28 protein-coding genes are annotated in these 25,297 nt (G+C 73.6%); 14 read left to right on the top strand and 14 right to left on the bottom strand.

The window, feature by feature from the left end; all coding sequences use genetic code 11:
* Positions 1–133: 133 nt before the first annotated feature.
* From LG395_RS25605 to LG395_RS25575, 7 genes are all read left to right on the top strand, one after another.
* Entirely contained in the window at positions 134–1,174 is a 1,041-nt protein-coding gene (locus LG395_RS25605; protein WP_225811380.1) for a tetratricopeptide repeat protein, read from the top strand.
* Entirely contained in the window at positions 1,171–2,196 is a 1,026-nt protein-coding gene (locus LG395_RS25600) for a polyprenyl synthetase family protein (protein WP_225811379.1), read from the top strand. Before LG395_RS25605 ends, LG395_RS25600 begins: the two co-directional genes overlap by 4 nt.
* Positions 2,197–2,287: 91 nt before the next feature.
* Positions 2,288–3,247 carry a threonine/serine dehydratase family protein gene (locus LG395_RS25595; RefSeq protein WP_225811378.1) on the top strand — a complete coding sequence of 320 codons (960 nt, stop codon included), beginning with the start codon at positions 2,288–2,290 and terminating at the stop codon, positions 3,245–3,247.
* Between the two features lie 136 nt (positions 3,248–3,383).
* Positions 3,384–4,967 carry a protein kinase domain-containing protein gene (locus tag LG395_RS25590; RefSeq protein ID WP_225811377.1) on the top strand — a complete coding sequence of 528 codons (1,584 nt, stop codon included), beginning with the start codon at positions 3,384–3,386 and terminating at the stop codon, positions 4,965–4,967.
* Positions 4,968–5,017: 50 nt separating this feature from the next.
* Entirely contained in the window at positions 5,018–5,989 is a 972-nt protein-coding gene (locus LG395_RS25585; protein WP_225811376.1) for an LLM class F420-dependent oxidoreductase, read from the top strand.
* 168 nt (positions 5,990–6,157) lie between these two features.
* A complete protein-coding gene (locus LG395_RS25580; RefSeq protein ID WP_171158985.1) occupies positions 6,158–6,586 on the top strand; it encodes an SsgA family sporulation/cell division regulator in 429 nt (142 codons plus the stop codon).
* Positions 6,587–6,668: 82 nt separating this feature from the next.
* Positions 6,669–7,319, top strand: a complete 651-nt coding sequence (locus tag LG395_RS25575) for a DUF2238 domain-containing protein (protein WP_372463466.1) — start codon at positions 6,669–6,671, stop codon at positions 7,317–7,319.
* Here LG395_RS25575 and LG395_RS25570 read toward each other — a convergent pair.
* The 5 genes from LG395_RS25570 to LG395_RS25550 form a co-directional block, all read right to left on the bottom strand.
* Positions 7,316–7,816 carry a DUF6328 family protein gene (locus LG395_RS25570; RefSeq protein WP_171158984.1) on the bottom strand — a complete coding sequence of 167 codons (501 nt, stop codon included), beginning with the start codon at positions 7,814–7,816 and terminating at the stop codon, positions 7,316–7,318. The two genes, LG395_RS25575 and LG395_RS25570, sit on opposite strands and share 4 nt — an antisense overlap.
* 53 nt (positions 7,817–7,869) lie before the next feature.
* Positions 7,870–8,853 (bottom strand): aldo/keto reductase, encoded by a 984-nt coding sequence (locus tag LG395_RS25565; RefSeq protein ID WP_225811375.1) that lies wholly within the window; start codon positions 8,851–8,853, stop codon positions 7,870–7,872.
* Between the two features lie 131 nt (positions 8,854–8,984).
* Positions 8,985–9,614, bottom strand: a complete 630-nt coding sequence (locus LG395_RS25560; protein ID WP_225811374.1) for a TetR/AcrR family transcriptional regulator — start codon at positions 9,612–9,614, stop codon at positions 8,985–8,987.
* Positions 9,611–11,083 carry an MFS transporter gene (locus tag LG395_RS25555; RefSeq protein ID WP_225811373.1) on the bottom strand — a complete coding sequence of 491 codons (1,473 nt, stop codon included), beginning with the start codon at positions 11,081–11,083 and terminating at the stop codon, positions 9,611–9,613. Before LG395_RS25555 ends, LG395_RS25560 begins: the two co-directional genes overlap by 4 nt.
* A gap of 346 nt (positions 11,084–11,429) precedes the next feature.
* Positions 11,430–12,632, bottom strand: a complete 1,203-nt coding sequence (locus LG395_RS25550) for an FAD-dependent monooxygenase (protein WP_225811372.1) — start codon at positions 12,630–12,632, stop codon at positions 11,430–11,432.
* Positions 12,633–12,964: 332 nt separating this feature from the next.
* Between LG395_RS25550 and melC1 the strand changes: the two genes are divergently transcribed.
* Together melC1 and melC2 are read left to right on the top strand one after the other, a co-directional pair.
* Positions 12,965–13,312, top strand: coding sequence for an apotyrosinase chaperone MelC1 (gene melC1, locus LG395_RS25545; RefSeq protein WP_225811371.1), 348 nt, complete (start codon positions 12,965–12,967; stop codon positions 13,310–13,312).
* A gap of 35 nt (positions 13,313–13,347) precedes the next feature.
* On the top strand, positions 13,348–14,169 hold the full coding sequence (gene melC2, locus LG395_RS25540) for a tyrosinase MelC2 (RefSeq protein ID WP_225811370.1): 822 nt from the start codon (positions 13,348–13,350) through the stop codon (positions 14,167–14,169).
* On the opposite strand, the gene LG395_RS25535 is transcribed toward melC2, so the two are convergent.
* The gene (locus LG395_RS25535; protein WP_225811369.1) at positions 14,170–14,892 is read right to left on the bottom strand and encodes a ribonuclease H family protein; all 723 of its coding nucleotides are present in this window, start codon (positions 14,890–14,892) and stop codon (positions 14,170–14,172) included.
* A gap of 34 nt (positions 14,893–14,926) precedes the next feature.
* Positions 14,927–15,721 (bottom strand): VOC family protein, encoded by a 795-nt coding sequence (locus LG395_RS25530; protein ID WP_171158976.1) that lies wholly within the window; start codon positions 15,719–15,721, stop codon positions 14,927–14,929.
* 128 nt (positions 15,722–15,849) lie between these two features.
* Here LG395_RS25530 and LG395_RS25525 point away from each other — a divergent pair, with 128 nt between their 5' ends.
* Positions 15,850–16,749, top strand: coding sequence for an aminoglycoside phosphotransferase family protein (locus LG395_RS25525; protein ID WP_225811368.1), 900 nt, complete (start codon positions 15,850–15,852; stop codon positions 16,747–16,749).
* A 28-nt stretch (positions 16,750–16,777) separates the two neighbouring features.
* Here the strand turns inward: LG395_RS25525 and LG395_RS25520 are convergent, their stop codons facing one another.
* Together LG395_RS25520 and LG395_RS25515 are read right to left on the bottom strand one after the other, a co-directional pair.
* Positions 16,778–17,260, bottom strand: coding sequence for a VOC family protein (locus LG395_RS25520; RefSeq protein WP_171158974.1), 483 nt, complete (start codon positions 17,258–17,260; stop codon positions 16,778–16,780).
* Between the two features lie 152 nt (positions 17,261–17,412).
* Positions 17,413–17,835: a helix-turn-helix domain-containing protein gene (locus tag LG395_RS25515; RefSeq protein WP_225811367.1), complete on the bottom strand. Its 423-nt coding sequence runs from the start codon at positions 17,833–17,835 to the stop codon at positions 17,413–17,415.
* A gap of 261 nt (positions 17,836–18,096) precedes the next feature.
* Here LG395_RS25515 and LG395_RS25510 point away from each other — a divergent pair, with 261 nt between their 5' ends.
* Positions 18,097–18,987, top strand: coding sequence for an RNA polymerase sigma factor SigF (locus LG395_RS25510; RefSeq protein WP_171158973.1), 891 nt, complete (start codon positions 18,097–18,099; stop codon positions 18,985–18,987).
* A 73-nt stretch (positions 18,988–19,060) separates the two neighbouring features.
* Here the strand turns inward: LG395_RS25510 and LG395_RS25505 are convergent, their stop codons facing one another.
* Together LG395_RS25505 and LG395_RS25500 are read right to left on the bottom strand one after the other, a co-directional pair.
* Positions 19,061–19,540, bottom strand: coding sequence for an ATP-binding protein (locus LG395_RS25505; RefSeq protein ID WP_225811366.1), 480 nt, complete (start codon positions 19,538–19,540; stop codon positions 19,061–19,063).
* Between the two features lie 220 nt (positions 19,541–19,760).
* Positions 19,761–20,171, bottom strand: coding sequence for a hypothetical protein (locus tag LG395_RS25500; RefSeq protein WP_171158971.1), 411 nt, complete (start codon positions 20,169–20,171; stop codon positions 19,761–19,763).
* A 347-nt stretch (positions 20,172–20,518) separates the two neighbouring features.
* Between LG395_RS25500 and LG395_RS25495 the strand changes: the two genes are divergently transcribed.
* On the top strand, positions 20,519–20,902 hold the full coding sequence (locus LG395_RS25495; protein WP_171158970.1) for a nuclear transport factor 2 family protein: 384 nt from the start codon (positions 20,519–20,521) through the stop codon (positions 20,900–20,902).
* 105 nt (positions 20,903–21,007) lie between these two features.
* Here the strand turns inward: LG395_RS25495 and mgrA are convergent, their stop codons facing one another.
* Positions 21,008–22,000 (bottom strand): L-glyceraldehyde 3-phosphate reductase, encoded by a 993-nt coding sequence (gene mgrA, locus LG395_RS25490; protein ID WP_171158969.1) that lies wholly within the window; start codon positions 21,998–22,000, stop codon positions 21,008–21,010.
* Between the two features lie 111 nt (positions 22,001–22,111).
* Between mgrA and LG395_RS25485 the strand changes: the two genes are divergently transcribed.
* Both LG395_RS25485 and LG395_RS25480 read left to right on the top strand, forming a co-directional pair.
* On the top strand, positions 22,112–23,020 hold the full coding sequence (locus LG395_RS25485; RefSeq protein ID WP_171158968.1) for a LysR family transcriptional regulator: 909 nt from the start codon (positions 22,112–22,114) through the stop codon (positions 23,018–23,020).
* A 145-nt stretch (positions 23,021–23,165) separates the two neighbouring features.
* Positions 23,166–23,681, top strand: a complete 516-nt coding sequence (locus tag LG395_RS25480; RefSeq protein ID WP_225811365.1) for a mycothiol transferase — start codon at positions 23,166–23,168, stop codon at positions 23,679–23,681.
* Here LG395_RS25480 and LG395_RS25475 read toward each other — a convergent pair.
* Positions 23,663–24,742: an adenosine deaminase gene (locus tag LG395_RS25475; protein ID WP_225811364.1), complete on the bottom strand. Its 1,080-nt coding sequence runs from the start codon at positions 24,740–24,742 to the stop codon at positions 23,663–23,665. The two genes, LG395_RS25480 and LG395_RS25475, sit on opposite strands and share 19 nt — an antisense overlap.
* Positions 24,743–24,789: 47 nt before the next feature.
* The gene (locus LG395_RS25470; RefSeq protein WP_225811363.1) at positions 24,790–25,179 is read right to left on the bottom strand and encodes a VOC family protein; all 390 of its coding nucleotides are present in this window, start codon (positions 25,177–25,179) and stop codon (positions 24,790–24,792) included.
* Positions 25,180–25,297: the final 118 nt, after the last annotated feature.

Here is a 25,297-nt window from a genome sequence, read left to right as displayed (position 1 = left end):
ACGGGCGGGCAACCCGCGCCGCCGTACCGACGTCTTGATCGTCGACAGACCGAGCCCCGGCCCCCTCGGGCCGGGGCACTTTTCCGAGACGCTATACACGCCATGTATACACTCCGTGTATAGAAGGGTACGCATGTACGGCAAGGCTTTCGCCCCGGAGTACCAGGGCACCCTGACCACCCTTTCCGTGAACTCCTCGCTGGTCGACGTGCTGGCCGCAGGCACCGAGCGGCTGCGCGAGGCCGAGCACGCCGGACGCCCCGGCGAGGCGGCGCGCTGCGGGCTCGCCGTCGCCGAGGCACACCGGCGGCTCGGCCAGGTGCGGGAGGCCGACCGCGCCTGGAAGGCGAGTTACCGCGCCGCCCGGGAGGCCGGCGACACCGCGGCGATGGCCTGGGCGCTGTGGAGCGGGGGCACGCTCGCCCGTCAGCGCGGGGCCTTCCCGCTGGCCTGGCGGCTGCTGGGGCTCGCGGCCGAACTCGGCGAGCGCGGCGGGGACGTCGTCGTGCGCGGCTACTCGCTGGCCGGCCTCGCCGAGACGGGCCGCATCCAGGGCGACTACGAAGCCGTCGGCCGGCTGCACGAGCGACTGCTGGCCGAGGCCCGTGAGCGGGGCGAGGCCCGGCACACGGTGTGGGCCCTGGAGGGCATCGCCCAGATGCACCGCAACACCGGCGACCACGACAAGGCGTACGCCCTGTTCGAGGAGGCGGCGGAGATAGCGAGCCGGGCCGAGGACCGGCGTGGGCACGCCTGGGCGCTGCGCGGACTCGCGGACATCCTCTCGGTGCGCGACGGCGCCACCGGGCGGGCGCTGGAGCTGCTGGCCGAGGCGGAGCGGACCTGCCGGGAGATGAACCTCTCCAGCGCGCTCGCCTACAACCACAAGATGCAGGGCAACGTCCTGTACCGCGCGGGCCGGTACGCCGAGGCCCGCGCGGCGTACGAGCTGGCGCTGAGCGAGTTCCGGGCGATGAGCGAACCGCGCGGCGAGGCGCTGTCCCGGCTGGGCCTCGCCAAGTCCCTCGCCCGGCTCGGCCGCGACCGCGCCGAGACCGCCGCCGAACTCGCCGACCTGGCAAGCACCCTGGAGCGCGGCGGGCTGCGGCACGCGCGGGAGATGGTGGCCCGGGCCCAGCGGGAGTTCGCTCTCGACGCGGAGGCCGTGCGATGACGGCGGCCGTCACGCCGGTGCGGGAGTCCGCCCGGCAGGTCCTCGCCCGCTGCCACGAGCTGGTGCGGCCGGAACTGCGGGACGCGGTGGGGCGGCTGCACCCGTGGGTCGCCGAGATGGCCGCGTACTCCTTCGGCTGGTGCGAGGTCGGCGGGGCCCCCGCCACCGCGCCGGGCGGCAAGGGCGTACGGCAGGCACTGGCCGTCCTCGGGGCCGAGGCGGCGGGTGCCGGCGGCCGGGCCGGAATCCCGGCGGCGGTCGCGGTGGAGCTGGTGCACGCCTTCTCGCTGCTGCACGACGACATCATGGACGGCGACGCGACCCGGCGCCGCCGCCCCGCCGTCTGGCAGGCCTACGGCACGGGTCCGGCCGTACTGGCCGGGGACGCCCTGTTCGCGCTGGCGGTCGACACCCTGGCCGCAGCGCCCGAGGGCCCCGGCACGGTGCGGCTCCTCTCCCGCGCCCTCGCCGATCTGGTGCGCGGACAGGCCGACGACCTGCTGTTCGCCACCCGGCCCTGGACCGGCCCGGAGCGGGTGACGCCCGAGGAGTACCGGACGATGGCGGAGGGCAAGACCGGCGCGCTGCTGGGGTGTGCCGCGGCGCTGGGCGCCACGCTCGGCGGTGCGCCCGGGGACACGGCCGACGCGCTCGACCGGGCCGGCCGCCACCTCGGGATCGCCTTCCAGCTGGTGGACGACGTGCTCGGCATCTGGGGCGATCCGGCCGTCACCGGCAAGCCCGTGGGCGGCGATCTGCGGGAGCGGAAGAGGACGTTCCCGGTCCTGGCCGCGCTCGGCTCCCCGGCGGCCCGGCGGCTGCCCGCGCTGCTCGGCCCGGACGGGCACCCCGAGGAGGCCGCCGCGCTGATCGAGGCGGCGGGGGGCCGGACGGCGGCCCTGGCGGAGGCCCGCGTCCACACGGCCGCGGCACGGGAACTGCTGACCACCGCGCCGCTGGCCGCCGGGGCCGCGCGGGAGCTGACGGAGCTGCTGGAGTCCCTGGTGGGCCGCGCGCTGTAGCCATGATCCGGAAGGACGTTGACCTCGGGCCCGTCGGCGGGTGAAGGTGCGTCCGGCGCGGTCCCGATCCGCGCCGGAAGGGTGGAGCACCGTGATCGAGATCTCGGACATCGAGACCGCCGCCCGGCGGATCGCCGGGCACGTCGTCCGCACGCCGACGGTACCGAGCCCCGGCCTCGGCGCGCTGCTCGGCGTCCCCGTCACCGCCAAGCTCGAACTGCTCCAGCGCACCGGCTCGTTCAAGGCCCGCGGGGCCACGGCGAAGCTGCTGTCGCTGAGCGAGGCCGAGCGGGCGGCGGGCGTGGTCGCCGTGAGCGGCGGCAACCACGGGATCGCGCTCGCGGTGATGGCGGCGGCCCTCGACGTGAAGGCGACCGTGGTCATGCCGCGCACCGCGCCCGCGCGTTCCCTCGCACTCGCCGAGGAGGCCGGGGCGGCGGTGCGGCTGACCGACGGCATGGACAGAGCCTTCGAACTGGTGACACGGCTCCGGGACGAGGGCCTGACCCTGGTCCACCCGTTCGACGACCCGGTCGTGATCGCCGGACAGGGCACCGTGGGTCTCGAGCTGGCCGAGGACGCCGGGGAGCTGACGGACGTCGTCGTCAGCGTCGGCGGCGGCGGTCTGATCGCCGGGGTGGCGGCGGCCCTGCGCGCCAAGCGGCCCGGGGTGCGCGTGTGGGGCGTGGAGACCGAGGGCGCGGAGGCGATGTCCGGCGCGCTGAAGGCCGGCGGTCCGGTGCCGGTCCCGCTCTCCTCCCTGGTCACCACGTTGAGCGCGCCCTCGGTGTCACGGCTGACGTACGACCATGTGTCCGCGCTGGTCGAGGAGGTGCTGGTGGTACCGGACCGGGACGCGGTGCGGGGCTGTCTGGACCTCGCCGAGCACGCCAAGGTGTGGGCCGAACCGGCCGCGGGCTGTCTGCTGCCGGCGGCCCGGCAGGTGCTGGAGCGGGTCGGCGACGGGGCGCGGATCGGGCTCGTGGTGTGCGGGGGCAACACGACTCCCCGGGAACTCACCGACTGGGCGGGCCGCTTCGCACTGCTGTGACGGCGCCGCCGTCCCGGCTTCGCCGCCGGCACCGCGCGTCGGGACCGCGCCGTCACAGCTTTTGGGCGCGCCCCTGAACGCACCCCCGCTCGTCCCGCGTACCTCTGGGAAAGACGAGGCAGGGGTTCAGCGAGGGATGACCATGGCCAAGGCGCACGTCTCCGCACACGAGTGGGTCGCCGGACGGTACCGGCTCCTGGAGGTCTTCTCCCGCGAGACGAACCGCCTGTGGTGGTACGCCGAGGACGTGGCGGCGCGGCAGCCCCGCCTCGTGGCGCAGACGGCCCTGCCGGAGCCCGTCGACCGGGAGGCCGCGCGCCGCGTCACGGCCCGGGTCGTCCGCACCTCGGAGACCGTGCGGCTGCTGCGCCCCGGCCGGGTGCCGGCGGTCGTCGACGCCGTGGTGGAGGCGGGCACCCTGTGGACGGTCACCGAGTGGGTCGACGGCACACCCCTGGGGGAACTCCTCGCGCGGGAGGGCTCGTTCCATCCGGTGCGGGCGGCCCGGCTCGGCCTGGAGCTGCTGGACGTGCTGGAGGCCGCGCACGACGAGGGCGTCACCCACGGCGAGCTGAGCCCCGGCCAGGTCTTCGTGCGTGACGACGGCCCAGCCGTCGTCACCGGGTTCGGGCTGGCGGGCGCGACGCTCGTGCCCCGGCTGACGGCACCGTCGTACGCCTCCCCGGAGCAGGCCCGCGACGAGCGCATCGGCCCGGCCGCCGACCTGTGGGCGCTGGGCGCGCTGCTCTACACGATGGTCGAGGGCCGGCCGCCGTTCCGGGACCGCGGCCGGCCCGAGGCCACGCTGAAGGCGGTGGACCGGCTGCCGCTGCGCACCCCGCTGCGCGCCGGGCCGCTCACCCAGGCCGTGCAGGGCCTGCTGCGCAAGAACGCGCGGGAGCGGCTGACCCGGCCGGTGGTGCGCGAGGCGCTGGCCCGGGCGCTGCGCGAGGACACGGACGCGGAACGGCCGCCGGCCCCCGAGCCCCGGCTGCGCGGCGCGTACCGGGCCGTGCGCCGCACGGGACCGTTGCGGGGCGGCCGGGCCCTGATCGCCGGTACCGCGCTGGCCGTGGTCACCGTGGCCGCGGTGGCGGCACTGGCCGCGTCCGGTGCGCTGTCCTCCGGCACGGACACGGCGGGGGCGCCGCCCCGGGCCACCCCGTCCGGCCCCGCGGCCCGGCAGCCGGGCGGCGGCGCCACACCCACCTCGGCACCCACCCCGGCTCCCTCCTCGAAGCCGACTGCCGCCCTGCCCGCCGGTTACCGCCGGTACACCGCGCCCGAGGGCTTCTCGGTGGCGCTGCCCGGCGGCTGGCGGCGGCTGGCCACCTCCCGGGTGTCCGGCCTGGCCTACCGCGTCACCTTCGGCCGGGGCGGCGGCTCCCCCACGCTCGCCGTGACCTACAGCGAGCGCGTCGGCCCCGACCCGGTGGCCGTCTGGCGGGACGACGTCGAGCCCGGGCTGAGGAAGCTCCCCGGTTACGACCGTGTCGGCACCGTGCGGGCGACCACGTACCGGGGCCGCAGCGCCGCCGACCTGGAGTGGCTGGCGGGCTCCGGGGATGCCCGGGTGCACACCTTCGGGCGGGGCTTCCTGCTGGGCGGTGCGCGGGGCTTCTCGCTGCGCTTCACCACCCCGGCCGCGGCCTGGGACGACGCGGCCAGCCGGCTGGCGCTGAAGACGATCCTCGCCACCTTCCGCACGCCGGACGAGTGACCCGCGCGCGTGGGCCGTTTTCCGGGCGCCGAGCCGGGGACTCGCCTTCCATGGTGCAAATCGGATACACGATGATGACCGAGCAGGCAGGTCCCCGGGACCTGGTGGACCACGTGGTGAGGGCCGAGGAGGCGGGCTTCGACTTCTCGGTGATCTCGGACCACTACTTCCCGTGGCTGCGTTCGCAGGGACACGCCTCGTACGCGTGGAGCGTGCTGGGCGCCGCCGCCCAGGCCACTTCGCGGATCCCCCTGATGACGTACGTGACCTGCCCCATTCTGCGCTACCACCCGGCGATCGTGGCGCAGAAGGCGGCGACCGTGCAGTTGCTGTCGGAGGGCAGGTTCCGGCTCGGCCTGGGCGCCGGGGAGAACCTGAACGAGCATGTCGTGGGCGGCGGCTGGCCGCCGGTGGACGTGCGCCACGACATGCTCGAAGAGGCCGTGCGGATCATCCGGGCGCTGTTCGAGGGCGGCCATGTCACGCACCACGGGGAACACTACGACGTGGAGTCGGCACGGCTGTGGGACCTGCCGGAGCAGGCGCCGCCGATCGGCATCGCCGTCTCCGGCGACCAGTCCTGCAAGCTGGCCGGCCACCTCGCCGACCTGGTGATCGCGACCGAGCCGAAGGCGGGTCTGCTGGAGGCGTTCGACCGGCACGGCGGCACCGGCAAGCCCCGGGTCGGCCAGCTTCCCGTGTGCTACGACCCGGACCGGGAAACGGCGGTCAAGCGTGCCCACTCCCAGTTCCGCTGGTTCGGGCTCGGCTGGAAGGTGAACGCCGAACTGCCGCACCCGGACTCCTTCGAGGCCGCCACCCAGTTCGTGACCGAGGACGACGTCGCCTCCTCCATCCCGTGCGGTGACGACCCCGACGCCTTCGTGGAGGCCGTACGGCCCTACGCCGAGGCCGGGTTCGGGGAGGTCGCCCTGGTCCAGATCGGCGGCGACTCGCAGCCCGAGTTCCTGGACTGGTCGGCGAAGACCCTATTGCCCGCGCTGCGGGAGGCCTTCGCCTGACGGCGAACCGCCGCACGACACGCCTGACGTGCGCTCTCGGACCGGGCGGCCCCGGCTGCCGCCCGGCCGTGCGGAGCGCCGTGCTTCGGATTCAGTCACACGGGTGAGCATTCCGGGCGCAACGGGGGTACTAGAGGGCTCTACGCCCATCGTCCCGGAGGCCCCCGCGTGAACTCGTACGTGCACAAGACCCTTGTGGTGCAGCTCCTCGCGCAGGGCACCGGCAGGTGTCCGGTGCTGGCCCACCTCGGTTACGACGCCGACGACCCGTTCGCCGTCAGCGCCGTCTTCGCCCACGACGGCCGGGTGCTGGCCTGCTGGCGGCTGGACCGGCAGATGCTCGCCGACGGACTGGCCGGGCCGGTCGGCGTCGGTGACGTCCGGATGCGCCCGGAGGCCACCGGCCCGTGGCACGAGCTGCGCCTGGAGTTCCTCGGGGACACCCGGCCGGACGGAGGCCGGCACCGCGCGGTGGTGTTCGCCTGGGCGCCCGCCGTCGCCGCGTTCCTGCACGAGACCCACCAGGTCGTCCCGCCGGGCCGGGAGCACTTCCCGGTGGACGAGCTGCTGGCGGAGATCCTCTCGGCGGCTGAGTAGCCGTACTCATGCCGGCGGCCCCGGCCGGGCGCCACCATGGGCCTCCTACGACCCCCAGGCCGCCTCAGGCAAGGAGCCCGCCGTGACCGCAGTGCACCCCGCCCCGTTCCGCGCGCCGCGCCGCGTGCCGCCCGCCCTCTATGCCGGCGTGGTGGCCGTCGGGCTGGCCGTGTCGGTGTGCGGCGCGCGCGACCGCACCACCTGGTTCCTGGAGACCGTGTGGGCGCTGGCCGGGCTGCCCCTGGTGGTGCTGCTCTGGCGCCGCTTCCCCCTGACCGGGCTGCTGTGCGCACTGCTGACCGCGCACGCGCTGGTCCTCGCGGTCGGCGGCCACTACACCTACGCGCAGGTCCCGGTGGGCGACTGGGTGCGCGACACCTTCGGCCTGGAACGCAACCCGTACGACCGGTTCGGCCACCTGGTGCAGGGCTTCGTCCCGGCCGTACTGGTCCGTGAGCTCCTCAGCCGCACCTCGCCGTTGCGCGGCAGCCGCTGGCTGGCGCCGCTCACCGTGTGCGCCTGCCTGGCGTTCAGCGCCTGCTTCGAGCTGCTGGAGTGGCTGGCGGCCGAGACCGGCGGACACGGCGCGGACGCGTTCCTCGCCACGCAGGGCGATGTGTGGGACACCCAGTGGGACATGTTCTGCGCCCTGATCGGGGCGGTGCTCTCCGTGCTGCTGCTCGGCAGGACGCACGACCGGCACCTCACGGCCCTGGCCGCCCGCCGGTCCTAGGGGCTCTCGTCCGTCCCGGACGTGTGGCGGCGGCGGGCCCAAAGCGGCAGGCCGTACCAGCACAGCAGGTACCAGGCGACGACGGCCGCCACGAGGTACGGAACGTAGCTGTCGTGGGTGGCGACCCGCAGGATCAGCAGCAGGGACGACGTCATCGTGGCGAGCAGCAGGACCAGGCCGACGAAGGTCATCCGGGACGCCAGCCGTACCGCCTGCGGCTTGACCCGGCGGCCGGAGACCAGGCGGTGCAGGGAGACCGGTCCGATGAGGGCGCCGGTCGCGCAGGCGCCCAGGACGACGGTCACGATGTAGATCACCTGGTCGACGGTTTCGAGCTTGCCGTACTTCGGCTGGAAGACCACCGTCAGCAGGAAGCCGAACAGGATCTGTACGCCCGTCTGCGCGACCCGGACCTCCTGGATGAGCTCACCCCACATCCGGTCGGCCCGCTCCTCCTCGGTCTCATTCCGCCCTCTGCGCCGCCCTGCCTCCGTCATGCGGTTGCGTGTAACCGCCCGGTCGTCCGTTCAAACGGTCCGCGTGCGCGCGGCTACCAGCGGCGCTCGACCTGGTCCTTGATCCGGCGTTCGTACAGCTCGCGGATCGCGGCCGACGTCTGCGGCGGCAGCGGCGGCAGCTTGGCCGCGGCGGCGTTGGCGCGGGCCTGCCCGGGGTTGCGGGCACCCGGGATCACCGTGGTCACGCCGTCCTGCTCGATGATCCAGCGCAGCGCCAGCTGGGCCGGGGTGTAGCCCTCGGGGGCGAGGGCGGCGAACTCGGCGGCGGCCTCGACACCGGTCGCGTAGTCGACGCCGGAGAAGGTCTCGCCCTGGTCGAAGGCCTCGCCGTGCCGGTTGTAGGTGCGGTGGTCGTTGGCCGCGAACACCGTGTCCTTCGTGTACTTGCCGGACAGCAGCCCGGAGGCGAGGGGCACGCGCGCGATGATGCCGACGCCGGCCGCGCGGGCGGCGGGCAGCACCTCGTACAGGGGCTTCATCCGGAACGGGTTGAGGATGATCTGCACGCTCGCCACGTTCGGCCGGGCGATGGCGGTGAGCGCCTCGGCGCAGGTCTCCACGCTCACGCCGTAGGCGGCGACGCGCTCCTCCTCGACCAGCGTGTCCAGGGCGTCGAACACCGCGTCCGAGGAGTAGACCGGGGTGGGCGGGCAGTGCAGCTGCACCAGGTCGATGCGGTCGACGCCGAGGTTGCGGCGCGAGCGGTCGTTCCAGGCACGGAAGTTGTCGAGGACGTAGTTCTCCGGGACCTGTTCGACCCGGCGGCCCATCTTGGTGGCCACCAGCACGTGCAGATCGGGCCGGCCGCGCAGGAACGCGGCGATGGTGGCCTCGCTGCGCCCGTCGCCGTACACGTCGGCCGTGTCGAAGAAGGTGACCCCGGCCTCGGCCGCCGCCTCCAGGACGGACAGCGCCTCCTTGTCGTCCACGTCGCCCCAGTCGGCGCCCAGCTGCCATGTGCCGAGCCCGACCACCGATGCCCACTGTCCCGACCTGCCGATTACGCGTTCGTCCATGGCGTCAGTCTGTCATCCGGCCGGCGGACCCGCGTCGGCGGCCGCCCCGGCGCCGGCCGCCGCGGAACTCCCCGGGCTCCCGGACGGGATGAGCCCTTGGCGCGGGGCACTCCGAGACCTGGCCGGCGAGGTCACCGCCGGGGGTCCGCGCCGGACGGGTCCCGCTGCCCCGCACCGGGTGTCAGCTGGGCCTGGACGGCGGGCCCGTAACGCTCGGCGAGGTCGTCGGCGTCGGTCCCGCGCAGGTGGGGGCCGCGGGCGATGCCGTACATCACGCCGAGGCCGACCAGGGCGGCGACGGCGAGTTCGGCGCGCAGGCCCGCGTCGGCGCCGGTGAGCCGGGCCGCGAGGCGTTCGGTGACCTGGGCGCGGAAGTTGGCGCGCAGGACGTCGCCGTGGTCGCCGTGCAGCGGGGCGAAGACGATGCGCAGCAGCGGGTCGGCGCCCCGCTCGCGCTGGCTGGACACGACGTGCCGGACCATGTGCCGGCCGAGTGCGTCCAGCGGCGCGTCCAGCAGGGCGTCGGCGTCGGTGTCGAAGGACATCACGCGGGCGAACAGGGCGTCCTTGTTGCCGAAGTACTTCAGGATGAGCGGCGGGCTCACCCCGGCGCGCTCGGCGACGGCCTTGAGGGTGATGTCGGCGTGCGCGTGCCGGGCCAGGAGGTGGCGGGCGGCTCTCAGGATGGCGGCCTTGGTGGCCTCGGCGTCCCGGCGTGCGGGTGCGGGCGCCTCACCGGGCGGCGTGGTCATGGTCCTCATGCTCCCTCCATCGCCTCGTCGCGGGCGCCGCGGGTGCCGCCGCGGGCCCGCCGGGCACCGGGCGCGGGGCCGTCGCCGGGGATGGACAGCGCCGCCGCGCAGGCCGCGAGGGCGACGGCGCCCGCCATGGCGAAGGCGAGCTCGTAGCCGTGGAGGCTGGGTACGGGAACGCCGCCGAGGGGGCTGCTGTGGTGGACGAGGACGGCGGCGACAGCCGCGCTGGAGACGGCCTGGCCGATGGTCCGCATGAGGACGTTGACGCCGTTGGCGGAAGCGGTCTGGGCGGCCGGCACGGCGCGCAGGATGAGGGTCGGCAGCGCGGAGTAGGCGAGCGTGGTGCCGGTCGCCACCACGGTGGCGCCCAGGATGATCATCCACAGGTCGCGGCTGTCGGCGATGCGGAGCGCGTAGCCGCAGGCGATGACGGCGGCGCCCAGCGCGAGTGTGATCCGGGGGCCGCGCGCGGCCGAGATGCGGGCCGACAGCGGGGAGAACAGCAGCATGGTGACGCCGCCGGGCAGCAGGCACAGGCCGGTGGCGACGATGGACAGGCCGAGGCCGTAGCCGGTGGCCTTCGGTGCCTGCACCAGCTGGGCGGTGACCAGGGAGTTGGCGTAGAAGGCGAACCCGGTCAGCAGGGCCGCCACATGGGACAGGCCCACCCGCGGCCGGGTGACCAGCCGCAGGTCGACCAGGGGCCGGGCGGTGCGCAGTTGCCACAGGCACCACAGGGCGAGCACGACGGCCGCGGCGAGGAACAGCCCGAGGACCCGTGCGCTCCCCCAGCCCCAGGTGCCGCCCTGGGAGACGCCCAGCAGCAGGCAGACCAGGCCGGCGGCGAGGCCGAGGGCGCCGGGGACGTCGAACCGGCCGGGTTCCCGCACCGGCGACTCCTTGACCGCCCACCAGGTCGCCGTGACGCCCGCCGCGCCGAGGGCGCTGGTCAGCCAGAACATGGTGTGCCAGTCGGCGTACTGCACGACCAGCGCGGCGAGCGGCAGGCCGAGCGCGGCGCCGATGCCGACGGTGGAACTCATCAGCGCCACGGCCGAGCCCCGGCGTTCCGGTGGGAGTTCGTCGCGCAGGATGCTGATGGACAGCGGGACCACGGAGGCGGCGGCGCCCTGGAGGGCGCGGGCGGCGATGAGGACGCCGATGTCGGAGGAGAGCGCGCACATCACGGAGCCGACGGTCATCAGGGCGAGCGCGGCGGTGAGCACCCGGCGCTTGCCGTACATGTCGCCGGCCCGGCCGAGGACGGGGGTGAGGACGGCGCCGGAGAGCAGGGTCGCCGTGACCGTCCAGGAGACGGCGGCGGCCGACGCGCCGGTGAGCCGGGGCAGGTCGGGCAGGAGCGGGACGACCACGGTCTGCATGACCGCCATGAGGATGCCGCCGGACGCCAGTACGGGAATGGTGAGCCGGTCGCGCAGCCGGGACGGCGGGGATATCGGGGCGGGCTGGTCCATCGGCGCTCCTGCGGGCGGCACGGTGACGGGGTGAATACTCATTCACCTTATCGAGTGAATGGCCATTCACCAACGTTTCCTGATCCGAACGGGGAGCCGGCACGGAGCCGACCTGGTGGTGCCGCGCCTTGGCGAAGCCCCCGCGAGGGGCGGCCTGTTGCGCGGCGGCGGCCCGGCCCCGGCAGGCCGGGCGGGCCGGCCGGCGAACGCGCTGAGGCCGTAGCCCGCGCGGGTGCGGCCGCACACGACGGACGTGGTCGCGCCCGGCCCCCCGAGGGGACGGAGCGGCCAGGGTCTCCCGTTTGGGTCACGCCGTGCCGGTCCGGCCCGATCCGAGCGGAAGACCTCAGTTCCGGCGGGCCGTGGCGCGGGCGTGCAGGGCGCGGGCGGCGCGCGGGCCGAGCCAGCGCTTGAGCCGGCGCAGCGCCTCCAGCCGTCCGGCCGCCTTGTCCAGGCCGTAGTAGAGCTGGGGCGGGACGTACGGCAGCAGGGGCGAGTGCCGCTGGCCGAGCAGGGCGAACATCCGGTGCGGGGGCAGGTGGATGTAGCGGGGCAGGTTCTCGTACCACTGGGCGCTGTGGCGGGCCGCGCTCTGCACGGACAGCAGTTCGGCCTGGCGCCGGTGCTGGTAGGCGGCGAGGGCGTCGGGCAGTGCGGCGTGTGAGCCCAGGGCGTCGGCGAGGCACATGGCGTCCTCCAGGGCGAGGGTGGTGCCGGCGCCGATGGAGTAGTGGGTGGTGTGGGCCGCGTCGCCGAGCAGGACCAGGTTGCCGTCGTGCCAGGTCTCGTTGGTCACGGTGCGGAAGGTCAGCCATGAGGCGCCGGGGCGCGCGGTCAGGGGGTGGCCGTCCAGGACACCGGCGAAGAGCTTCTCCAGCAGGGCGATGCCCTGGTCCTCGCCGGCCCGGTCCAGTCCGAGGCCGGTGAAGGTCTCCGGGGAGCACTCGACGACACAGGTGCTGTGCTCGCCGCTGTAGCCGTAGCCGTAGGCCCAGATCCAGCCGTGCTCGGTCTCGGTGAAGGCGAAGGTGAAGGCGTCGAAGACCTTGCTCGTGCCGAGCCAGATGTAGGGGTTGCGGCCGGAGGTGATCCGGGTGCCGAAGTGGGCGGCCCGGCGGGTGCGCAGGGCACTGTGCACGCCGTCGGCCGCGACGACGAGGTCGGCGTCGGCGGGCGGGTCGGTGGGTTCGCTCTCGTACTCCAGGCGGACGCCCAGGGCGTGGGCCCGGGTGGCGAGCAGGTCGAGCAGGCGGTGGCGGCCGATGCCGAAGCCCTCGTCGCCGTGGTGCCGGGTCGTCAGGTCCCCCACGTGGGCGACGCCCTCGCTCCAGCGGAAGGAGTGCTCCTCGATCGCCCGTGCCGAAGCGGGGTCGTGGGCCTGGAGCTTGTCGAGCAGGCCGCGCCAGTACGTGACGCCCCAGCCGTAGGTGGAGCCCCGCGGGTTGCGTTCGTGGACGGTGACGTCGCGGGCGGGGTCCTGCCGCTTGAGCAGGATGGCGAGGTACAGACCGGCGGGCCCGCCTCCGACACAGACGACCTTCACGCGCACACCCCTGACAGTCACCGGACGTGATCGACTGACACCGGAGGGTAGCAGGGTGCGGGCGCGCCTGATCGCGTCAGTCTGGCGCGGTGAGCCGCGCCACCCGGACGGTCGGCGGCCGGGAAGGATCACCGGTAAGCCGGTCGGCCCGGCAAGGAATTCCCCGTTCCGGCGCGGATCGGACGGCTGTGACGGCAAGATCGTCCTGGTTCAACTCCGTACCACATGTGACCGATTGTCCGGATCACAGCCAACCGGTTCCGACCGATTTCTTCCACTCCCCGGCGTCCCGGTAGGCATGCGTCGTCACCACCGGACCGCTCCTCAGGAGGACCCGCATGCCCGGCATCACCCGGCGCCGCGCGCTCAGCGCGGCAGCCGCCGTCGCCACGACGGCCTCGGCCGTCGGCCGCCACGCGCCCGCCGCCCCCGGCTCCTTCGACGAGGTCTACCGGGGCCGCCGGATACAGGGCGGTCCGGCGAGCGGCGGCGGACACCACCACCAACACGGCGGCGACTACGCCGTGTTCGTCGACGGCGTGCCGCTGCACGTGATGCGGAACGCCGACGGCAGCTGGATCAGCGTCGTCAGTCACTACGCCCCGGTGGCCACCCCGCGCGCCGCGGCCCGTGCCGCGGTGGCGGAACTGCAGGGCGCGCCGCTGCTGCCCTTCGACGCCAACTGACCGCCCCGCCGAGGACTTCCGGAGCACCACGCACCATGACCGTACGCAAGAACCAGGCCACCCTGACCGCGGACGAGAAGCGCCGATTCGTCGCCGCCGTCCTCGAACTGAAGCGCACCGGGCGCTACGACGACTTCGTGCGCACGCACAACGCGTTCATCATGGCGGACACCGACAGCGGCGAGCGGACCGGCCACCGCTCCCCCTCCTTCCTGCCCTGGCACCGCAGATTCCTGCTCGACTTCGAGCAGGCGCTGCAGTCCGTGGACTCCTCGGTCGCCCTGCCCTACTGGGACTGGAGCGCCGACCGCACGGTGCGCGCCTCGCTGTGGGCACCGGACTTCCTCGGCGGCACCGGGCGCGCCGGCGACGGCCGGGTGATGGACGGGCCGTTCGCCGCGTCCACGGGCGACTGGCCGGTCAACGTACGGGTCGACGGCCGTACGTTCCTGCGCCGTTCGCTCGGCACGGGTGTGCGCGAGCTGCCGACGCCCGCCGAGGTGGAGTCGGTGCTGTCCATCGCGACGTACGACACGGCGCCGTACAACAGCGCCTCGGACGGCTTCCGCAACCACCTGGAGGGCTGGCGCGGCGTCAACCTGCACAACCGCGTCCACGTCTGGGTCGGCGGCCAGATGGCCACCGGGGTCTCCCCCAACGACCCGGTGTTCTGGCTGCACCACGCCTACGTCGACAAGCTGTGGTCGCAGTGGCAGCGCCGCCACCCCGGTGCCGCCTACGTGCCGACGGGCGGCACGCCGGACGTGGTGGACCTGAACGACACCATGAAGCCGTGGAACACCGTGCGCCCGGCGGACCTGCTGGACCACACCGGGTTCTACACGTTCGACGCCTGATCAGCCCTCGGCGGTACGGCACTCCGGGTGGCCCCAGCCCTGCGCGTTCTTGGCGATCTTCTCACCGGCCGCGTAGGACCGGCCGCACAGGCAGCGGCCCGGGAACTTCGCCTTGATGGTGCGGCCGGACGCGCCGCCACCGGTGCGTGAGGACGCGGTGCCGCCGGTGCGGTGGGGCGCCTTCCTGCGCGCCGCCCCGGCGCCCGACGGGGTGTCGGGCGACGGCGGGGGTTCCGAGGAGCCGAGCGCGCTGCCGGCCGCTTCCTGGACGGAGGCCGCCTGGCTGGCGGCGCGGTCGGCGAAGTCGTTCAGCGGGTCGCCGTCGGCCTGGTGGGCGGGGACGTAGCGGAACTCGACGGACCGGCCTGCGAGCAGTTCGTCGATGCGGACCACCAGGTCCTGGTTGGCGACGGGCTTGCCGGCGGCGGTCTTCCAGCCGTTGCGCTTCCAGCCGGGCAGCCAGGTGGTGACGGCCTTCATCGCGTACTGGGAGTCCATCCGGATCTCCAGCGGCACGTCCGGGTCGACGGCGGCGAGCAGCCGCTCCAGGGCCGTCAGTTCGGCGACGTTGTTGGTGGCCCGGCCGAGCGGGCCCGCCGCCCAGCGGGCGGGGGTCCGCTCGTCGTCGTCCGAGACCACCCACGCCCATCCGGCCGGTCCGGGGTTTCCCTTCGAAGCCCCGTCGCAGGCGGCCACCATACGTTCACGCATGCGCCCGATCATGCCATGGCCGCGCGGGGCGCTCCCGCGCGCCCGGTCAGACGTCCCTGACCTTCGGCATCTCGCCCTCGGTGGTGGTGATGTCGATCACCGAGAGGTTCGCGCCCTGCGGGTCGCTGAGCGCGGCGAACCGGCCGAAGGGGCTGCTCATCGGGCCGAAGCGGAGGATCCCGCCCAGCTTCACGGCCCGGTCGACGGCCGCGTCGCAGTCGTCGACGGCGAAGTAGACATTGATGTAGGACGGCACCTCGGGCGGGAAGTCGTCGGTCATCCGCATCCGGCCGAGGACGGTGTCCTCGCCGACGTCGAACATCCGGAAGTCCACCGCGTCGTCCTCGATCTCCTTGACCCGGTACGGGAAGACCGCGGCGAGGAAGGCGTCCGTCTGTTCCGGCTCCCTGGTGAAGACCTCGGCCCAGCAGTACGCCCCCGGCGTGGCCACCGCCTCGAAACCCTCGTGGGTGCCCGCCTGCCACACGCCGAACACGGCTCCGCTGGGCTCCCGGGCCAGACACATCGTGCCGAAGTCACCGACCTGCATCGGTTCCATCAGGACCTCGCCGCCGTTCTCCCGGATCCGCTCCGCGGTGGCCGCGGCGTCCGGCGAGGCGAAGTACAGGCACCACTGCGACTGGCCCTCCTGACCGGGCATGGGCGGGACGACCGCCGCCACCGCCCTGCCGTCCACATAGGCCTGGGTGTAGTTGCCGTACTCCGACGACGACTCGCCGAAGGTCCAGCCGAGGACGTCGCCGTAGAACCGCTTGGCTCCCTCGACGTCACTGAACATCGCATCGGCCCAACAGGGCGTTCCCTCGGGTTGCACGGCCATGCTGGCGGCCCTCCTGGAGTGGTCTGTCCCGTCTGTTCACGCTAGCCACCGGGGGTGCGGCCCGCGCGCCGAGCCGGCAGCCGCAATTCGGTCGACAGCGGGGCCCGTGTCGCGCTGTGATGAGTCCGATGAACACGGTCAAGATGCGCGAGGGCGAGGTCGGTGCCGACCCGCCGCTCGTCGGCCGGCTGATCGCCCGGCAGTTTCCCGAATGGGCGGCGCTGCCCGTACGGCGCCTGGACTCCTCCGGCACGGAGAACGCCATGTTCCGCCTCGGCGGCGGCCTCGTGGTACGGCTGCCCCGGCATCCCGGCGCCGTCGCCGACGTGACGCACGAGCAGCGCTGGCTGCCCCGTCTCGGTCCGCTGCTGCCGGTGCCCACCCCGGAGCCGGCCGGGCTCGGCGCGCCCGACGAGGACTTCCCCTGGCCCTGGTCGGTGTACCGCTGGCTGGACGGGCGGAACCCGGTCGCCGGCGCCGTCGCGGAGCCGGAGCGCCTGGCCGAGCGGCTCGGGGCGTTCGTGGCGGCGCTGCGCCGGATCGACCCGCGTGACGGTCCGCCCGCCTCCCGGGGTGTGCCGCTCGCCTCCCGGGACGAGCCGACCCGGGCCGCGCTGGCGCGGCTCGGCGGGCTCACCGACCGGATCGACACGGCGGCCGTGGCGGCCCGGTGGGAGGAGGCGCTGCGGGCCCCGGCCCATGCGGGTCCGCCGGCCTGGGCGCACGGGGATCTCTCCCCGGGGAACGTGCTGGTCGACGGGGACGGGCTGAGCGCGGTCATCGACTTCGGCTGTGCCGGCGTCGGCGACCCGGCGGTGGACCTGATCGTGGCCTGGAACCTGCTGCCCGCCTCCGCCCGGGACACCTTCCGCGAGGTCGTGGGCGCCGACGACGCGGAGTGGGCGCGCGGGCGGGGCTGGGCGCTGTCGATCTCGCTGATCCAGCTGCCGTACTACTGGCACACCAACCCGGCCCTGGCGGAGAACTCCCGGCACGTGATCGCCGAGATCCTCGCCGAGGCCGGGTGACGGTGAGGGCGGCCGGCCGGATCTCCCGCTACTCGCCGGCGTACGCCTTCTCCAGCGCGGCGGCGTCCAGCTTGCCCATGCCCATCATGGCCTTGACGGCACGCGCGGCCTTCTCGGGGTCGGGGTCGGCGACCATGTCGAGCAGCCGGGCGTAGACGACCTGCCAGGACAGGCCGTACTTGTCCTTGAGCCAGCCGCAGGGTCCCCCCTCGCCGCCGCCCTCGGTGAGCTTCGTCCAGTAGTGGTCGATCTCCTGCTGGTCGGAGCAGAGGATCTGGAAGGAGACCGCCTCGTCGAAGGTGAACTCGGGGCCGCCGTTGAGCGCGACGAACCGCTGGCCGTTGGCCGTGAACTCCGCGGTCAGCACCGAGCCGGCCGGTCCGGGACCGCCCTCGGGCCAGCGCACGACGCGCCCGAGGGCAGCGTCCTTGAAGACGGACACGTAGTGGTGCGCGGCCTCCTCCGCCTGGCCGTCGAACCAGAGACACGTGGTGAATCCGCCGGTGGTCATGAGCGCCTCCTGGGGCGTGTACGAGGGGGTGGAACCGGGCGTGGAACGCCGTCGTACACAGGCAGACCGCTCCCCCGCGCGAAACTCATCGGTCCGCCCCTCGACCACCCGGAAACAGCCCGGCCGTGGGCAGCCGGCCGGGCCGCCGCCGGTCAGGCAGCCAGGCAGAGCCCCCGGTACGTCCGGTCCGGCGCGGCGGCGGGCCGGTGCGGTACGGCGGCGGGCCGGCGCCGCTCGGCCGTGCGCCGGGTCAGCTCGCCGTGCGCCAGCGACAGCAGGTCGCCGAGGCCCAGGCCGAGCGCGTGGGCCGCGGCGGCCAGCACCTCGGACGATGCCTCCTTGCGGCCCCGCTCGACCTCGGACAGGTAGGGCAGCGAGATCCGGGCCGCGTCGGCCACGTCCTTGAGCGTGCGCTCCTGCGCCCGCCGCTCCCGGCGCAGCACCTCGCCGACCAGATCACGCCACAGCGGCTCACGGGGCGGGGTGCCGCCGTCCGGCACGTCCGGCAGGTCCGGACGGCCGGGCGCCGGCCGCAGGGGGATCACTCGGGCTTCCTCGCTCAGCGGGTTGCTCATCCCGTCAGCCTAGGAGCGGTACGGTGAGGGACAAGGGCGCGGCGTTCCGCCCAGAGGGAAACCCGGCCCGAAGCGGCTGTTTCACGCCACTTGCGGGCGGCGCACGCATGCGCGCCGTAGCCGGGGGTACTCGCGCCGTGAACGGCTCCGCGGGAGGAATGACCCGCCGTACATCGGGTACCCGCGGGAACGTGACCTGTGTCCGGGGCCGACCGGCTGCCGCACAGGCAGGGTCGAACCGTGACTTTCGTGGGAGAGGCAATGACAACCGCCGCCGGGATCCGGTCGCAAGCAGAGGTCGCCGAGCAGACCGAGCAGGACAGGACGGGCGAAGGGTCACTGCCTGGCATCGCGGACCCCGCGTCCGTCGCCCCGCGGGACGCACGGGAACTCTCCCGCCAGTTCTTCCGCCGGCTGACCGAGCTGGAGGAGGGGACGCACGAGTACCAGTACGCGCGCAACACCCTCATCGAGATGAACATGTCGCTGGTGCGCTTCGCGGCCGGACGGTTCCGCGGTCGCGGCGACGACATGGAGGACATCGTCCAGACCGGCATGGTCGGCCTGATCAAGGCCATCGACCGGTTCGAGCTGGCACGCGAGGTCGAGTTCACCTCCTTCGCGCTGCCGTACATCGTCGGCGAGATCAAGCGGTTCTTCCGGGACACCACCTGGGCCGTCCACGTGCCGCGCCGCCTCCAGGAGCTGCGGGTGGAGCTGGCCAAGGCCAGGGAGGAGCTGTCCAGCCGGCTGGACCGGGACCCGACCGTCGCCGAGCTGGCCACCTTGATGAACCTCTCCGAGAAGGAGGTCGTCGAGGCCCAGCTGGCCTCCAACGGCTACAACTCCGCCTCCCTGGACGCCGCGCTCACCGGCGACGGCCCCGAGGACGGCGAGGCCGTGCTCGCCGACTTCATCGGTGTCGAGGAGGAGGGCCTGCGGCTCGTCGAGGACTTCCACGCGCTCGCCCCGCTCATGGCGCAGCTGAGCGACCGGGACCGGCGGATCATCCACATGCGGTTCGTGGAGGAGGCCACCCAGGCCGAGATCGGGGAGCGGCTGGGGTGCTCCCAGATGCACGTCTCCCGGCTGATCAAGCGGATCATCACCCGGCTGCGGCAGGGGATGCTGGGTGAACTCGGCTGCGCCTGACATGCGGGTCGGGCCGGCGCCCAGGCACCGGCCCGACTTCTCGTCCTTGTGGTGACGTCGTCGACGTCGTGGTTCAGGAGGCCTCAGGCCGGACGTCGCCCTCGCGCCGGAGCGGGAAGACGGCCCGCACGCGTTTGCCCACCGGCACGCGCTCCACGGTGACCTCGCAGGCCAGGGCGTGCACGATCTCCAGCCCGTGCCGTCCGACGCGCTTGGGGTCCTTCGGGTAACGGCGGGGCAGGGCGGTGCTGCTGTCGTACACGGACACCGCGACCGAGGCGTCCGTGCCCTCCAGCTCCAGGATGTAGGGGCCGTTGCTGTGCTGGTCGGCGTTGGTGACCAGTTCGCTCACCATCAGCAGCAGCTCGCCGTCGGCCCGGTCGTCGGCGGTGGCGCACCATTCCGTGCGCAGCTGCTCCAGGAACTGGGACGCGAAGGCACGTGCCTCGGCGATGCATCCGGGTTCGCCGGTGTAGTGTGCCGCGCGCCGCAGCGGCTCCACGGGTACGTCGAAACCAGTCGGTATCACTGCCCCGCCCAGGTGCTTGATCATGCTGTCTCTCTCGAAAACCCGGTCCGGCCGGTCGCTGTTGCACCAGTCCTCGTACCCCGAGCCCGGCCCGGCAGTCCACCTGATCCGTTCGCCCACCGCGCACAGTGGCGAGGGTCACGGCGCACGCTTCTCCCACGAAGCCGGCAGGGGCCTGCAGGGGCCGGGAGGGGCCGGAACGGCGGCTCACGGCTCGGCGGGGTGCGACCGGTCCGGCGAGCGCTCAGGCGACGGGCACCACGAGGGCCGGGACGGTCCGCTGCATGCGCAGGGCGTCGACGGACTCCGCGAGCAGCTCGTATTCGGTCGTGTCGTCGCCGGTCGCGATCCGCACCAGCCTCCCCGCGGCCAGCTCGTCGGCGACCAGTTCCTGCTGGGCCGGGTCGCCGCACCACGCGCGCAGGACGGCCGGCACGTCGGGCACGGTGTCCGCGACCGGGACGAGCGCGTTCGGCGGGAAATGCCCGGCCTCGGGCCGCGGGTCGAGCCGGTCGGCGATCCAGTTGGCCCGGTCGCGCAGCCACCACAGAGCGAGGGCCAGGGTGGGCGCCCGGTAGGTGCCCAGGGGCACTCCGATGCGCTCTCCGCCGCACGTGCCGTACGCGGTGACATGGCACAGGAACTCGTCGTGCATGCGCACTCCCCGTCGCGTCGTTCGCCTTGCGGCTGGCCTCGCTTTCGGTGCGGCTCGTCTGCGGTGCGGCCGTGTGCGGTGCGTGATCGGGACCTCGCGGGAAGTGAAGTCCTCACTGTCGAGTATGTTCACTACTGAACCACTGTCACCATGTCTTTCCGGCCAGTCTCTTGGCATATTCAGCGCCGGTTCTGGCCGAAACGCGACGGGCCGTCCCGCCCCCGGGCCATGACCCCGGAGGTAATCGACCCGGCACCCACTCCTCCCGCATGGTGGTCACACCGGATCGGCGAACCCCGCATCCGGGACCTGACCAGCACGGACGACCTCGATGGAGGAGCTTCACCATGACCGCGCACACCGACCGTCACGAGAACGCCGCCGCCCGTTACTTCGAGGCCTGGAACGCCACCCGGCGGGAGGACATCGAGAAGGCCGTCGCCGCCGCGTGGACCGAGGACGGCGGTTACACCGACCCGCTCGTGGAGGTCCGCGGGCACGAGCAGATCGCGGCCGTGATCGCGGCGGCCCACGAGCAGTTCCCCGGCTTCGTGTTCCGTCCGCTCGGCGCGGTCGACGGCCACCACGACACCGCGCGCTTCGGGTGGGAGCTGGTGAACGAGCAGGACGGCTCGGCACCGGTGGCCGGGTTCGACGTGGTCACGCTGGACGACGAGGGCCGCATCCGGCAGGTGCTGGGCTTCCTGGACCGGGTACCGGCGGGCGCCTGACCGGGCCGGCGCCGCCTTCCGGAAGGGCACGGGGGTGACGGTACGACGCGGGGAGCGGCCGCGGTTCGTCGCGGCCGCTCCCCCGTACCGTCGGGCGCTGCGGCGCTACGGCCGGACGATCGCGTCGATCCGCGCCAGCTCGTCGGCGTCGAAGCCGAGGTTGCCGATGGCCGCGACGCTGTCCTCGATCTGCCGCGGGCTGCTCGCGCCGACCAGGGCGGACGTCACCCGGCCGCCGCGCAGCACCCAGGCGAGGGCGAGTTGCGCCAGGGTCTGGCCGCGGGACTTGGCGATCTCGTCCAGCGCCCGCAGCCGGGCGACCAGGTCCTCGGTGACGGCGTCCGAGTTCAGGAACGGGCTGTCGCTCGCGGCCCGGGAGTCCTCGGGGATGCCGTCCAGGTAGCGGCCCGTGAGCAGGCCCTGCTCCAGCGGGGAGTACACGATGGAGCCGACCTGGAGCTCGTCGAGGGCGTCGAGCAGGCCCTCGTCCTCGGGGCGCCGGTCGAGCATCGAGTAGCGCGGCTGGTGGATGAGGAGCGGCGTGCCCAGCTCGCCGAGGATGCGGGCGGCCTCGCGGGTCTGCTCGGCGGAGTAGTTGGAGACGCCGACGTAGAGGGCCTTGCCCTGCTGCACCGCCGTGTGCAGGGCGCCCATCGTCTCCTCCAGGGGAGTGTCCGGGTCGAAGCGATGCGAGTAGAAGATGTCGACGTACTCCAGGCCCATCCGCTTCAGGCTCTGGTCGAGCGAGGACAGCAGGTACTTGCGCGAGCCCCACTCACCGTACGGGCCGGGCCACATCAGGTAACCGGCCTTGGTGGAGATCACCAGTTCGTCGCGGTAGCCGGCGAAGTCCGCCTTGAGCGCCTCGCCGAAGGCGGACTCGGCGGCGCCGGGCGGCGGGCCGTAGTTGTTGGCCAGGTCGAAGTGGGTGACGCCGAGGTCGAAGGCGCGGCGGAGGATGGCCCGCTGGGTCTCCACGGGCCGGTCGGGCCCGAAGTTGTGCCACAGGCCGAGCGACAGGGCGGGGAGGTTCAGGCCGCTGCGTCCGGTGCGCCGGTAGGGCATGTCGGCGTAGCGGTCGGGGTGTGCGGTGTACAACGCGACTCCAGAGGGGTTGGCACACGATCTACCGGTGCCACTCTTCCCCGGGCGGCGGGCAGTGGTCCAACAGAAGAATCCGATGGAATTCAGCGGATAGGCTTCTCAATCATGGAACTGCGCCACCTCCAGCACTTCGTCGCGGTCGCCGAGGACCAGCACTTCACCCGGGCCGCGGAACGCCTGATGGTGTCCCAGTCGGGCCTGTCGGCGTCCATCCGGGCGCTGGAGCGGGAGCTGCGGGCGCCGCTGTTCGTACGGACCACCCGCCGGGTGACGCTCACCGAAGCCGGGCGCGCGCTGCTGGGGGAGGCCGAACGCATCCTGGCACAGGTGCGCTCCGCGCACGAGGCGGTGGCCGCCGTGCAGGGTGTCCTGCGGGGCACGCTGGCCCTCGGCACCGAGCAGTGCATCGCCGGGGTGCACGTGGCCCGGCTGCTGGCCGCCTTCCGGGGCCGGCACCCGGACGTGGAGATCCGGCTGCGGCAGGCCGGCTCCGGCGCGCTGGCCGAGGAGGTCGCGGCCGGGCGGCTCGACCTGGCCTTCGCCTACCGCACCCAGGCCGACACCGACCAGCTGCGCTCGGTGTCCCTGACCAGCGAGCCGATGACGGTGCTGTGCCACCCGAGCCACCGGCTGGCCCGCGCCCAGGCCGTGCTCGGCCCGGAGGACCTCGCCGGTGAGGTCTTCGTCGACTTCCACCCGGACTGGGGTCCGCGCCGCACCACCGACGCCGCGTTCGCCGCGGCCGGCGTGCGGCGCACGGTCGCGCTGGAGGTCAACGACGTGCACAGCCTGCTGGACCTCGTGGACGAGAACCTGGGGATCGCCGTCGTACCCCGGCACTTCCGGCACAAGCGGCCGGCGCTCACGGCGCTCCCGGTGAAGGGCGCGGACGAGCCGGAGTACGAGACGGTCGCCCTGTTGCCGCCGGAACGAGCCACGAGCCCGGCCGCGCGGGCACTGGTCACCCTCCTGGAGACGGGTGTCCTGGCCACGCCCGCGGACGAGCTGCGGTGACGGCCGCCGGCGCGCCGCGGTGACGGCCGCCGGGCGCCACGCACGCCGGCCGGCTCGGCGGCGACTCCCGGCGGGAGCCGCCGGGGGCTGTGCGAAAGCGGGGTTCCGGGCGCGGGCGCGCCGGTGATGCGCGATGGTGGACGGTATGCATGCGAAGGACATCCTCATCGACGGCTACGGCCGCATCCGGGAAGAAGTCCATGCCGCCCTCGACGGCCTCGGCCCCGACGAGCTGAACCACCGCCCGGCCGCCGGCGCCAACTCCGTCGCCTGGCTGGTCTGGCACCTCACACGGGTGCAGGACGACCACGTCGCCGACGCCTTCGACCTGGACCAGGTGTGGCTCGCGCAGGACTGGGAGAAGCGTTTCGGCCTCGACCTGCCACGACACGACACGGGGTACGCGCACACCCCCGCCAAGGTCGCGAAGGTACGGGTGGACTCGGCGGACCTGCTGACCGGGTACTACGACGCCGTCCACGAACAGACCCTCGGCTGCCTGCGCGGGCTGGCCGCCAAGGATCTGGAACGCGTCGTGGACGAACGCTGGGATCCCCCGGTGTCGCTGGGGGTGCGCCTGGTGAGCGTCCTGTCCGACGACCTCCAGCACGTCGGGCAGGCCGCCTACCTCAGGGGGCTCCTTCAGAGCGCGGACGCGTAACCCGGCAGGACCACGCCCTCGATGAGGGCGTTGCGCTCGTCGAACGGTATGAACGCGCTCTTGAGGGCGTTCACCGTGACCGTGCGCAGGTCCTCGGCCGTCCAGCCGGCCTCCTCGACCAGCAGGGACATCTCCCGGGTCATCGTCGTCCCCGAGACCAGACGGTTGTCGGTGTTGAGGGTGACCCGGAAGCCGAGGTCCTTCAGGGCCGTGATCGGGTGCTCCGCGATCGAGGTCGCGCAGCCCGTCTGGAGGTTGGAGGTCGGGCACATCTCCAGGGCGATGCGGCGGTCGCGCACCCAGGAGGCGAGACGGCCGAGCTTGCCTGCCGCGAGGTCGGGGATGTCCTCGGTGATGCGGACGCCGTGGCCGATGCGCTGGGCGCCGCAGACCTGGACGGCCTGGTGGATGCTGGGCAGGCCGTGCGCCTCGCCGGCGTGGATGGTGAACGGGACGCTCTCGCGGCGCAGGTGCTCGAAGGCTTCGAGGTGGTCGGCGGGCGGGAAGCCGTCCTCGGCGCCGGCGATGTCGAAGCCGACGACGCCCGCGTCGCGGTAGGCGACGGCCAGGTCGGCGGCCTCGCGGACCCGGTCGAACATGCGCATGCCGCACAGCAGGGTGCCGACGCGGACGGGGGTGCCGGCGGCGGCCGCCTTGGCCATCCCGGCGGCGAGCCCTTCCTGCACGGTCTCCACGACCTCGCGCATGGTGAGCCCGCCGCTCGTGTTCAGTTCGGGGGCGTAGCGGACCTCGGCGTAGACGACGCCGTCGGCGGCGAGGTCGAGGACGTACTCCTCGGCCGTGCGCAGCAGGCCCTCACGGGTCTGCATGACGGCGAGGGTGTGCTCGAAGGTGGCTATGTAGCGGACCAGGTCACCGGAGTTGGCGGCCTCGACGTACCAGGCGGCCAGCTCGTCCGGGTCGGTGGTGGGCAGTGTGTGGCCGACCGCGGCCGCGAGCTCGACGACGGTGGCGGGGCGCAGGCCGCCGTCGAGGTGGTCGTGCAGGACGGCCTTGGGGAGCCGGCGGAGGGTCTCGGTGTCGATGCGGGACGCGGTCATGGGCGTTTCGTTTCCTCGGGTCCTGGGGCAGGTGGTGCGGTGGCGGGTCAGTGGCCGGCGGGCTGGAGCAGGTCCCAGCGGTTGCCGTACAGGTCCTGGAAGACGGCGACCGTGCCGTACGGCTCGTGGCGCGGCTCCTCCAGGAAGGTCACGCCGGCGGCGGTCATCCGGGCGTGGTCGCGGGCGAAGTCGTCGGTGTGCAGGAAGAAGCCGACGCGCCCGCCGGTCTGGTCGCCGACGCGGGCCCGCTGCGCGTCGTCCTTCGCACGGGCCAGCACCAGTCCGGGTCCGTCGCCCCCCGGCTCCACGACGACCCAGCGCGAGCCGTCGGGGCGCGGGGCGTCCTCCACGAGCCGGAACCCGAGGGCTTCGGTGTAGAAGCGGACGGCCTCGTCGTAGTCGTGCACGACGAGGGTGACAAGGGCGACGCGACGCATGGCGACCTTCCGGAGGGGGTGGTTAGCCGGTGAGGTTATACGTAAAACCTTCGCGACGCCAGTCTCGGTCTACGCGCGTTGCGACCGGACGCGGGACCACGGACCGCCACCCGTGCCT

This window comes from Streptomyces spinosus (assembly GCF_020400655.1).
Lineage (GTDB): Bacteria > Actinomycetota > Actinomycetes > Streptomycetales > Streptomycetaceae > Streptomyces > Streptomyces argyrophylli.
This window is presented reverse-complemented; position numbering and strand designations above follow the sequence as displayed.

Excerpts from the sequence above, each read along its gene's own strand:
- LG395_RS25605 (WP_225811380.1), top strand. The coding sequence starts at position 134 with ATGTACGGCAAGGCTTTCGCCCCGGAGTACCAGGGCACCCTGACCACC.
- LG395_RS25600 (WP_225811379.1), top strand. The coding sequence starts at position 1,171 with ATGACGGCGGCCGTCACGCCGGTGCGGGAGTCCGCCCGGCAGGTCCTC.
- LG395_RS25590 (WP_225811377.1), top strand. The coding sequence starts at position 3,384 with ATGACCATGGCCAAGGCGCACGTCTCCGCACACGAGTGGGTCGCCGGA.
- LG395_RS25585 (WP_225811376.1), top strand. The coding sequence starts at position 5,018 with ATGGTGCAAATCGGATACACGATGATGACCGAGCAGGCAGGTCCCCGG.
- LG395_RS25570 (WP_171158984.1), bottom strand. The coding sequence starts at position 7,816 with ATGACGGAGGCAGGGCGGCGCAGAGGGCGGAATGAGACCGAGGAGGAG.
- LG395_RS25565 (WP_225811375.1), bottom strand. The coding sequence starts at position 8,853 with ATGGACGAACGCGTAATCGGCAGGTCGGGACAGTGGGCATCGGTGGTC.
- LG395_RS25560 (WP_225811374.1), bottom strand. The coding sequence starts at position 9,614 with ATGAGGACCATGACCACGCCGCCCGGTGAGGCGCCCGCACCCGCACGC.
- LG395_RS25555 (WP_225811373.1), bottom strand. The coding sequence starts at position 11,083 with ATGGACCAGCCCGCCCCGATATCCCCGCCGTCCCGGCTGCGCGACCGG.
- melC1 (WP_225811371.1), top strand. The coding sequence starts at position 12,965 with ATGCCCGGCATCACCCGGCGCCGCGCGCTCAGCGCGGCAGCCGCCGTC.
- melC2 (WP_225811370.1), top strand. The coding sequence starts at position 13,348 with ATGACCGTACGCAAGAACCAGGCCACCCTGACCGCGGACGAGAAGCGC.
- LG395_RS25535 (WP_225811369.1), bottom strand. The coding sequence starts at position 14,892 with ATGATCGGGCGCATGCGTGAACGTATGGTGGCCGCCTGCGACGGGGCT.
- LG395_RS25530 (WP_171158976.1), bottom strand. The coding sequence starts at position 15,721 with ATGGCCGTGCAACCCGAGGGAACGCCCTGTTGGGCCGATGCGATGTTC.
- LG395_RS25525 (WP_225811368.1), top strand. The coding sequence starts at position 15,850 with ATGAACACGGTCAAGATGCGCGAGGGCGAGGTCGGTGCCGACCCGCCG.
- LG395_RS25520 (WP_171158974.1), bottom strand. The coding sequence starts at position 17,260 with ATGACCACCGGCGGATTCACCACGTGTCTCTGGTTCGACGGCCAGGCG.
- LG395_RS25515 (WP_225811367.1), bottom strand. The coding sequence starts at position 17,835 with ATGAGCAACCCGCTGAGCGAGGAAGCCCGAGTGATCCCCCTGCGGCCG.
- LG395_RS25510 (WP_171158973.1), top strand. The coding sequence starts at position 18,097 with ATGACAACCGCCGCCGGGATCCGGTCGCAAGCAGAGGTCGCCGAGCAG.
- LG395_RS25505 (WP_225811366.1), bottom strand. The coding sequence starts at position 19,540 with ATGATCAAGCACCTGGGCGGGGCAGTGATACCGACTGGTTTCGACGTA.
- LG395_RS25500 (WP_171158971.1), bottom strand. The coding sequence starts at position 20,171 with ATGCACGACGAGTTCCTGTGCCATGTCACCGCGTACGGCACGTGCGGC.
- LG395_RS25495 (WP_171158970.1), top strand. The coding sequence starts at position 20,519 with ATGACCGCGCACACCGACCGTCACGAGAACGCCGCCGCCCGTTACTTC.
- LG395_RS25485 (WP_171158968.1), top strand. The coding sequence starts at position 22,112 with ATGGAACTGCGCCACCTCCAGCACTTCGTCGCGGTCGCCGAGGACCAG.
- LG395_RS25480 (WP_225811365.1), top strand. The coding sequence starts at position 23,166 with ATGCATGCGAAGGACATCCTCATCGACGGCTACGGCCGCATCCGGGAA.
- LG395_RS25475 (WP_225811364.1), bottom strand. The coding sequence starts at position 24,742 with ATGACCGCGTCCCGCATCGACACCGAGACCCTCCGCCGGCTCCCCAAG.
- LG395_RS25470 (WP_225811363.1), bottom strand. The coding sequence starts at position 25,179 with ATGCGTCGCGTCGCCCTTGTCACCCTCGTCGTGCACGACTACGACGAG.